The sequence below is a fragment of the Olsenella sp. kh2p3 genome, assembly GCA_900119625.1.
Taxonomy (GTDB): Bacteria; Actinomycetota; Coriobacteriia; order Coriobacteriales; family Atopobiaceae; genus Tractidigestivibacter.
Genome location: FPKD01000017.1, coordinates 1 through 8,736 on the forward strand (window position 1 = coordinate 1; position 8,736 = coordinate 8,736).

Consider the following 8,736-nt stretch of genomic DNA (forward strand, 5'->3'; position numbering starts at 1 on the left):
CGGAGCCCGTCGAGAGGACCGTGGAGCCCCACTCGCCCTTGGCCCAGGAGCCGTCGAGCTGCCAGACGTAGTTGTACGTGAGGCCGGCGGTAGCGCCCGAAACGTTTGCCGAGAAGGTCACAGGGCTGCCGACAGTGGGCGATGCGGTGGTGACGGTGACTCCGTTGTAGACATGGCCGTCCTTCACCTCGACGGTGGTGGACTTGGTCTCCCTCGTGCCGTCGGGGCTCACGACGTCCACGTAGAGCGTGTAGGTGCCCGCCTTGGCGGGCGTGAACGAGCCGGAGGTCTCGCTGGTGTCGGAGCCCGTCGAGAGGACCGTGGAGCCCCACTCGCCCTTCGCCCAGGAGCCCTCGTAGGACCAGACGTAGTTGTACTTGAGGCCGGATACCTGTCCAACGACGTTGGCAGAGAAGGTAACTGCATCGCCCGCAACAGGCATATCCGTGGTGACCTTAACACCCCTATAGCCATAGCCGTTCTTCACGGTGATAGTGACCATGCGCGTGGTCTTTGACGTCCCGTTGGAGCACACGTCTATGAACAGCCGATATGTGCCTGCCTCCGTTGGAGTAAAGGTGCCGGAAGCGGACGTGGTCATAGAGCCCGTGCTCTTCACGGTTGAGCCCCACGAGGACCAGTCCGGCTTAGCCCACACATAGTTATAGGTGAGGTTCTCGCCCACGCCCATGATCTTGGGCGAGTAGGTCACAGCCTCGCCAACATAGGCCTCGGTAGTCGAAACATTGATGCCCGAGGCGCTCCACCAGGTGTCGGAGCTGTAGAACTGGTTGTAGATGGCAGCGCCATCCGCCCTGCCAAAGCTCGTGAGGTAGTTGCTGTTCGAGAGCTTTGCCGCATCAGATGTGCCATCGATGAAGCCATGCTCGATGATGACGCCAAGGATGCCGGCCTTCCTCGCGTAGCGGGTGATGCCGTAGTAGTCCGCTACGGAACCGTCCTCGTAGAGCGAGGAATTCTGTCCGGAGGGATAGTCCCTCGTAATGATTCCGGCGCCGTGGACGGTAAGCCCCGTGGACTGAAGCCCCGAGAGCACAAGGGCCGAGAGGGACTGGCCCGCATAATACAGGTCCTGGTTGTAGCTCGAGGAGTTGGTGGACTCCACCTCGGCTCCCCTGCCGCCACCGGCGTTGATGTGGATGGAGACAATGGCGCAGCAGTTGTTCTCAACGGCGCGCTCCACGCGGTCGTACACGGAGACGTACTCGTCCTGACCTCGCGTGAGGTAGACCGTCACGCCACAGGACTCGAGGTAGTCCTTGCATGCCTGGGCTATCTTCCAGGTGAGGTCGGCCTCCTTCATGCCGTTTGCAGAGGCGCCAGAGTCCCATCCGCCGTGGCCAGGATCGATGGCAATGGGCCTTCCCGTTTGCTTGGCCACCGAGAGTGCCTGGGAGATGTTCGAGTACGTAGAGAGCGAACCATCTGAGCTTGCAGTGGTGTAGGTGGTGGTTGCCGCCTTAGCGGTGGACGGCACCAAGACAAGGGCTAGTACCAAGCCTAGGACAAGCGCAACGCCACGTATCAGACGCACAGATCGCTGTTTCGTTTTAGCCATGATTCTCCAACGACGAACTATATGTGAGTGACAGTCTGACATAGAATCAACTTCTATACCTTAGACCTTTCAACAGAGTCAAAGAAAGACGTTCATGAGACAAACTCACAGCGAGAACCCCCTGTGGCCACCGAGCTTCTCGGCGGCCATCTTCGATTTCGACGACACGCTAGCGCTTACACACGACCTCTGGCGGCAGGTGGACATTGCGTTCCTCAGGTCACGAGGCATCTCGTACACACCGGATGTGGGGCGAACGCTCACCATGCTGGGATTTGCGGGCGGGGCGCGCTGGTGCATCGAGCGCTATGGCCTCAAGGACACCGTGGAGGAAATCTGCGACGAGTGGAACTCCATGGGCCGTGCGCTCTATGCCACACAGGTGCGGCTGAGGCCGGGCGCAGAGGAATACCTCGCCGCTCTGAGGAGCGCGGGCGTGCCCCTGGCACTTGCAACCACAAACGACCCGGACGTACTTGCTGCCATGAAGGCGAACGTGGACGTATACGGCCTCTTCGACGCGGTAGTCTGCGCAATAGAGGTTGGCTGCGGCAAGGATCATCCGGACATCTATCTCGAAGCGGCAAAGCGCATCTCTGCGAAGCCCGGGGACTGCATGGTCTTTGAGGATCTTCTCCAGGGAATCTGCTCCGCCAAGCGTGCGGGAATGAAAACCTGCGCCGTCCTGAGCAACAACTCCCTGCAAGACGAGCGAGAGGTTGTTGGCGCCTCCGACTGTGCAATAGCAAGTTGGCGAGAAGCCCTGGGGGCCGAGAAGTAGCGCCACTTTTTTGTGAGCGGCATGCGTAGGACCGGAAGTGGCCATTGATTACCACTTGAGGATTTATGCGCTATCCCCAGAACCGTTGGGGTAATATAGCACCCGTGGCTGTTGGGGCCACAAGGTATCGCGCGAGAGCGCAGCTTTTTGTCCTGCGGGGCAAAGAAAGAAAGGCACGACATGGCAAAGGGTACTGTTAAGTGGTTCAACCCCGACAAGGGCTATGGCTTCATCTCTCGTGAGGATGGCGACGATCTGTTCGTCCACTACTCCGAGATTCAGATGGACGGCTTCAAGACCCTGGACGAGGGCCAGGCTGTCGAGTTTGACATCACCACCGGCCAGAACGGCAAGCTCCAGGCTTCCAACGTCCGCAAGATCTAGCTCATAGCCCAGCACATACCCCGTGTGGGGATTTGTGGGACTTGGCTCCCCTGTCGTCTGACAGGGGAGTTTTTTTTGAGTAAGCCCTCCATACACCCGCACGAGCGTCGTGCTGCTATACCATGGGACGGCAATCGCAGAAAATAAGGACGAGAGGAAAGGCGACCTGTGAGAGTTCTCGCCATAGTACCCGCCTACAACGAGGAAGAATGCCTCGCGAACACCGTGCAGGAGCTAACCCAAACCTGCCCAGATGTTGACTATCTCGTCGTCAATGATGGTTCGAGTGATGCCACCCCCCGCATTTGCGATGAGCTAGCCTTGAGCCACATTGATTTGCCGGTAAACTGTGGGCTTACCTCCGCCGTCAAGGCCGGGATGAAGTACGCCATGCGCCACAACTACGACGCGGCCGTGCAGATTGACTCAGACGGGCAGCACATACCCAGCTACATTCCCACCATGGCCAAGACCATGCAGAATGAGGGTGCCGACATCGTGATTGCCTCGCGTAACCTCGCAGGAGGCGGCGCCGTGGGCGCACGCGGAGCCGGTGCCAAGCTCATCACCGCAATAATTCGACAGACCACCGGGGCGACCATAACCGATCCCACTTCGGGCATGCGCATGTACAACCGCGCGATGATCGAGAAGCTTGCGCGCGGCTTTGACCTCGCACCAGAACCAGACACCATAGCCTTGCTCATTCGCAGGGGCGCCAAGGTGGTCGAGGTGCCCGCCGAGATGCGCGAGCGCCAGGGCGGCACAAGCTACCTGCACTTCATGTCCTCTATCTCCTATATGGCACGCACGTGCCTTTCCATCCTGCTCTTCCAATGGTTTAGATAGGACCAGCCATGTCCATCGTTCTCCGCATAGTCCTCATCTTCGGTGCTCTCTTTGCGCTCTCTATCGTTGTGCGCAAGGTAAAGAAGTCAAAGATCCGCATCGCCGACTCGGTCTACTGGGTCTGCGCTGCGGTGCTTCTGCTTATTCTGGCAATCTTCCCACGAATCGCGTACTTCTTCTCTGACCTCCTGGGCTTCCTCTCGCCCAGCAACTTCGTCTTCCTTGTGGTCATTGCGCTCATGCTGCTCAAGCTCTTCAACCTTGCCTGCGATGTCTCGCGCCTCTCCGACAAGGTCGAGCAGCTCTCACAGGAGCTCGCACTCGAAAAGAAAGAGTTTGGGGATAACGACGAGGGCAAGAACTAGCTCGACGAGAAAAGCCCAGCCCTACTCCTCCATCACGTTTACCCCGTCCCCAAAGTCAAGCACACGGGGAAGGTGCGTGTAACGGTTCTCAGCAGGAGGAAGCTCGAGGTAGTTGCCATAGAGTGTGCGCAGGTAGGTCTCGCAGTCATGCGGCGCCCTCAATGTCATGCCGTCAAAGGCAATGTCTCGCGTGGGGAAGAGCACATCGGCATCGTACGTGCCATACAGCGGATACGTTGCGTTGAACCAGCACTCTGAGGGCTCCATGGGCTTGGCTACCTCAAGAAGCTCGCGAGACAGTTCCTCGGGCTTCCATGCATGCGCAATCGTGTGATGAACAATGGAACACGCCGTTGCCTTTAAGCCTCGAAGCGATGCGTCCGAGGGAATCTTGGGGTGGGCAATGCCGTGGAGGTAGCTCATACGCTGAAGCCTCAAGCACCGTGCTTTTTGATCACGGGCACGCGCCGGGTCCCTCTCCTCGCGAAAATAAGGAAAGACATCGAGGAAAATTGCCTGGTTGCAGCCGGCCTCCATAGAGACTTCGTCAATAAAGCGCGTGCCATCGAGAAACACCTTGGCCCAGAGCGACGTAAGGCCTGGGGTGTTCTCACACGTAGCAAGGGAGTAGCCGACAGGCAAGGCCTTGGGCGCAAGCTCGCAAAAGCGCTGGTAGTCCTCGTAGGACATAGCGATGTCCGTGTCATCGTCCCAAGGGATAAATCCCCCGTGACGCACAGCACCCAAACACGTACCGGAATCGATAAAGTAGTCGATCCCGTTCTGACGACAGAGCGCATCCACGACACCCAGAATGCTGCGTTCGGCATCTTGCAGCCTCTCGAGAGCGCCCTCGGGATACGGCCGCATCTCATCCATCTTCTTCCTCCCCTTGTAATGAGACAAAGGGAGTTTCCCTTTGTCTCATCCCTTTGTCTCATCCAGCCTCTTGCAGTCACGGACAAAAAATGCCACCAGAGAGAGGACTGCCAGGAGGTAGGACCCCACACCCACCCAGCTTACGCCGTTCATGCCAAAGAGGTCCACTACGGGAATGGTGATGGCAAGCGAGACCACAGTGGCAACCACATTACCGAGGAAGCTTGCCTTGTAGTCCCTGAGCGAAAGAAGCAGGTCGTTCATGAACCAGGCAAAGGCGGTCACAAAGGTGCAGAGCACCGCCGGGCCAAGAAGGTAGCTGTACTCGACAATCTCCTGGCCGTAGAGGAGGCCAAGAATCCACTCGCCAAAGATAAGTATGAGCACCGAGAAGACCACCGTGATGCCAATAATGCCCTGGATGGTGCGTCTGAAGAGCCTGAGCGCGGATGCCTTGTCGTCCTTGAAACGCTGTGCGAACTCGCCCATGAGGGGACTGTAGATGTAGGAGGCCCCCATCTGGACAATTGCCGCCGGAGACGCCACAGAAGAGTAGATGCCCAGAGCAGCCGTGCTCACACTCGCTGCGAGGTACTGCTTAGGGACCGTAAGGACAGCACTCGAGCACACCTGTGCTATGACCAGCGGCAGCAGTGTTGCAAGCGTACGGGCGCCAGAGCGCAGGTCGATGACGGGCTTGATGGACTCAAAGCCAGCGGCCCGCGGCATGTCGTAGATAAAGCAGATTGCCAAGGTCGAGACCGCCATGGAGATGCAGGCCAATACCAGGGAATCCGATGCCCACAGTACAACCGAGAAGAGCGCAAGGTTCGAGACGCCCTGCATCATGTACGATCGGCCAATGTAGTCCATGCGAAGGTGCCGCTGGTCTATAGCGTGCAGACCCTCGATGAAGTTTGCGGCAAGCGACGCCACGAGGTAAGCGACAATCGCGGGCACGGCATCTAGGGAGCACGTGAGAAACGCATACACAACGCCCACCACAAAGGCGAGGACGCTCGTAAGCAGGCGCAGACCAACGTACTCGCCGGAGCTGTGCTCGCCCCGGACGTCTGTCACCTGCACGGTACGCAGGCGAAAGTCGGCAAAAGGTGCCACAAGGTTCGAGACGGACATGGCAAGCGAGAGAGCGCCCGCCGCGTCGAAGCCATGCGAAAGACGCACTACTGCGATGGTGATGAGGTAGTTGCAGCCCAGCCGCACTATGGAGCCGGCGGAGTTCCAGGCGATGTTCTTCTTGAGCGAGAGACCCTCAGCCACATTTCTCTCCTTTCTTGTCCTATCTACCCAAGCACCGGGAAACGTTTGGCACTACGAAACATGATGCCTGCCAAAGAGGCCTCTAAGGCGAAACGCAACGCCAAGCAGCCTTGCCGTGCACCAAAAACCAACCACACGATAAGCTGTGGCAGCAAGGTGCACCGCAGGATCCTCGTCTGCCGCAAGGAGCAACGGCGCATGTGCGCACATCTCAAGAGAAACGCGATCGTCCTTACGACACTCTCCCATCGAACCCGTCTGCCCCATCCACACGATGAAGGGGTATGCCAAGTACGCATGGATAGCGTGAGCGTCGAGGTCAGAGAGCCCCAGGTTGTCGATAGCCATCACGTGCCTGCCAATGATTGCCGCCAGGTCATCGGTCATCACGCGCGTGACCGGCTTGGATGTCTGGGCGTAGCCATGGCCCTTCCGATAGCAGTAGTAGGGATCGTCGAGCCATCCCACGCTCTGGGCGTACTCGAGAACGCTGGCAGACCAATCGGTGTCCTCGTTGCGCATGCCTTCAGGAAATACGATGCCGTTTGAGCGCACGAGCTCGGTGCGCACAACCTTGTTCCACACCGCGCGCGCCATGAGCCCCTGGGAGATGACCTCGAGGATGGCATCAGCCTTGCTCAGAGCGGCAACCTTCTCGGCAAGGTTCGTCTCCTTTGGAGGGATGACAGTCCCCTGGGGGTCGTCATACATGCAGTTGTCATGCATGAGAACGTCCACAGGCCGGGAGGAGAGGCTCTGAGCCACGCGCTCGAGGCACTGGTCGTCCCGGAGGAAGTCGTCGTTGTCGCAGAAGGTAAGGTAGTCCCCCGTGGCGCGCTCGACGCCCACGTTGCGCGCGGAGGAGGTACCACCATTTGGCTTGTGGATCGCGATGACTCGCTGGTCCTCCGCCGCCAGGGCGTCACAGAGCGCACCTGAGTCATCGGTAGAGCCATCGTCGATGAGAAGCACCTCGACGTCGCGGAAGGTCTGAGACGTAATGCTCTTTACGCAATCGCGCAGGTAGTCCTGCGAGTTGTAGACGGGAATGATGATGCTAATCTTCATGGTACGCACCTTAGTCTCTGTGATGGGCTACCGGAAGACGGTGGCACACGCAAGCTTCGCGGGCAGGTAGCAGAGCACGGCAAGCGGCACGTTGGGAGCTTCTCGCACACCGCCCTTGTGATGGGCGAGCATGCATCCAACAAGGTAGAGCGTGGTCTCTCGACAGGCATCGTACGGGTTTGTTGCCCTCCTCGCGCTGTCGCGCTTGTGGCGCATGTAGCCGATGGGGTTCTTCTTGGTGTTTTCGACGAAGTTCTGCGTGTAGCCATCCGGCAGGTAGTGACAGATGGTGAGCACGTGGTCGTAGGTGAGCATGTCATAGTCGTCGTCAATCGCAAAGAAGGCCATCGACTCGGCAACGAACTTCTCGCCAGGCGCCACCTCGTAGGGGTGTTGTCGGACAATCGCCGTGCGGTGAATGAGTGAGGTGTCTCCCCTGAATCGATACTTGTGAAGCAGATCCCACATCTTGACCCTGGTCACGCCTGCCGGCATGTGCGTTCCAAGGGGCGTTTCCTCGTCTGTGCCACGGAGGGCCACAATGCCTGCAAGCGTGGCGTCACCGCGCGCGCCCAACCAAACGTCTACGATCTGCTCGATTGCCGTAGGAACAAGGTGATCATCGGAATCAACCACAAAGAAGAGCTCGTCTTTGCAGTGCTCCATGCCTGTGTTGGTGGCACGTTGCTTGCCGCCATTTTCCTGGTGGATATAGGTAATGGGCACCAATCCCTCTGCCTGCCAGCCGCGAACAAGCTCGGAGGTGTTGTCCGTTGACCCGTCATCGACTACGAGCCAAGAGAAATCGCGCGAGGTCTGGGCAACCAGACTCTTGTAGAGCTTGGGAAGGATGTAGGCGCGGTTATAGGTTGGTGTGAACACACAAACGGTTGCCATGTGGGCGAACTCCGGTCGAGGATGATTTTCCAGGAGTGCGGGAACGGAGCCAGACTAGCCGGAACCGCACATCGCCTGATTCTCGCACTTCTGGCAAATACATCCACAAGAGCAAGGGCGCCTAGCCAAAAGAACCGAAAAAGAACGGAGGATTTCGGCGTTGCGGTGGTAGAAGCGTTGTCGTATCCTCAGCGGTTGTTCAGGTTACCAATATTCCGGTAGGAGGGTGCAGATGTGTGCTGAGAAGCAGCTTACCCTAGAGGACATGAAGTCAATAGAGCTCGCTATCACACGAGAAATCTTTGGCTCTTCGCTGTTTCTAGTGGGTAGCAGATGATACGGCCAGCTGGGCCGAGAAGTCCAGGCGGCCGAGCCTCAGGAATATCATCGTCTTGAAGTACTCGACGTTCCTGAACCCCCTCGCTGCCCGCTTGACGGACTGGATGACGGAGTTCAGCCCCTCGAGGATGGCGTTGGTGGCGTTCCTCGAGAACCAGTTCAGGATACCCTCCCGCTCCTTCCTGACCGTCCTCGCCACCACCTTCATCTCGGGCACGTTGGAGTGCGCGATCCAGGAGAGGACGCGGTCCAGCTCCCGTCCCGCGGACCCCCTGTCCGGGCAGGCGTAGACCGCCCGCAGCGCCTCGGTCATC

The 8,736-nt window shown here is 58.6% G+C and carries 10 protein-coding genes; 4 read left to right on the forward strand and 6 right to left on the reverse strand.

Annotated elements, in window-relative coordinates; translation table 11 throughout:
* On the reverse strand, positions 1-1,579 hold a 1,579-nt coding region (locus BT122_RS10445; protein ID WP_177242230.1), incomplete at its 3' end, for an N-acetylmuramoyl-L-alanine amidase.
* A 94-nt stretch (positions 1,580-1,673) separates the two neighbouring features.
* Here BT122_RS10445 and BT122_RS10450 point away from each other — a divergent pair.
* From BT122_RS10450 to BT122_RS10465, 4 genes are all read left to right on the forward strand, one after another.
* Positions 1,674-2,360 carry an HAD family hydrolase gene (locus BT122_RS10450; protein WP_072355850.1) on the forward strand — a complete coding sequence of 229 codons (687 nt, stop codon included), beginning with the start codon at positions 1,674-1,676 and terminating at the stop codon, positions 2,358-2,360.
* A 180-nt stretch (positions 2,361-2,540) separates the two neighbouring features.
* Complete coding sequence (locus BT122_RS10455; protein WP_059054711.1) at positions 2,541-2,744, forward strand: cold-shock protein; 204 nt, start codon at positions 2,541-2,543, stop codon at positions 2,742-2,744.
* A gap of 168 nt (positions 2,745-2,912) precedes the next feature.
* Positions 2,913-3,593 carry a glycosyltransferase family 2 protein gene (locus BT122_RS10460; RefSeq protein ID WP_072355851.1) on the forward strand — a complete coding sequence of 227 codons (681 nt, stop codon included), beginning with the start codon at positions 2,913-2,915 and terminating at the stop codon, positions 3,591-3,593.
* 8 nt (positions 3,594-3,601) lie between these two features.
* Positions 3,602-3,958 (forward strand): DUF2304 domain-containing protein, encoded by a 357-nt coding sequence (locus BT122_RS10465; RefSeq protein ID WP_072355852.1) that lies wholly within the window; start codon positions 3,602-3,604, stop codon positions 3,956-3,958.
* A 21-nt stretch (positions 3,959-3,979) separates the two neighbouring features.
* Here BT122_RS10465 and BT122_RS10470 read toward each other — a convergent pair whose 3' ends face one another.
* The 5 genes from BT122_RS10470 to BT122_RS10490 all read right to left on the reverse strand — a co-directional run.
* Positions 3,980-4,837: a LicD family protein gene (locus BT122_RS10470; RefSeq protein ID WP_083432476.1), complete on the reverse strand. Its 858-nt coding sequence runs from the start codon at positions 4,835-4,837 to the stop codon at positions 3,980-3,982.
* 45 nt (positions 4,838-4,882) lie between these two features.
* Positions 4,883-6,118: a lipopolysaccharide biosynthesis protein gene (locus tag BT122_RS10475; RefSeq protein ID WP_072355853.1), complete on the reverse strand. Its 1,236-nt coding sequence runs from the start codon at positions 6,116-6,118 to the stop codon at positions 4,883-4,885.
* A 51-nt stretch (positions 6,119-6,169) separates the two neighbouring features.
* Positions 6,170-7,186: a glycosyltransferase family 2 protein gene (locus BT122_RS10480; RefSeq protein ID WP_072355854.1), complete on the reverse strand. Its 1,017-nt coding sequence runs from the start codon at positions 7,184-7,186 to the stop codon at positions 6,170-6,172.
* A 27-nt stretch (positions 7,187-7,213) separates the two neighbouring features.
* Complete coding sequence (locus BT122_RS10485) at positions 7,214-8,083, reverse strand: glycosyltransferase family 2 protein (RefSeq protein ID WP_072355855.1); 870 nt, start codon at positions 8,081-8,083, stop codon at positions 7,214-7,216.
* A 319-nt stretch (positions 8,084-8,402) separates the two neighbouring features.
* On the reverse strand, positions 8,403-8,736 hold a 334-nt coding region (locus tag BT122_RS10490), incomplete at its 5' end, for a transposase (protein WP_072355830.1).